1 pseudogene is annotated in these 269 nt (G+C 60.2%); it reads left to right on the forward strand.

Annotated features, from left to right (window positions below):
* Nucleotides 1-269: pseudogene (locus SB724_RS20350) on the forward strand (hypothetical protein); the annotation flags it as partial.

Raw genomic sequence — 269 nt, forward strand, 5'->3', positions numbered from 1 at the left:
CTTGAAACTCGCCGAAGGGTCGATCGCTAACCTTGCCCGCTATGGACTGATCGCGGCTCTGGTTGGGGTCTTCGCGCTGTTCTCGATCCTCGCGCCGGCATTTCTGACCGTCGGCAACTTGCAGAGCATCCTGGTCAATAACTTCACGCTGCTGGCGATCGTCTCGATCGCCATGACATTCGCCGTCACGGCCGGAGGTATAGATCTTTCGGTCGGCACGGCGGTCGATTTCGCAAGCTTCGCCTTCGTCTCCCTCGTGCTCGCTGGCG

The sequence above is a fragment of the Bacillus sp. SIMBA_031 genome, assembly GCF_046535225.1.
Classification (GTDB): Bacteria; Bacillota; Bacilli; order Bacillales; family Bacillaceae; genus Bacillus; species Bacillus velezensis.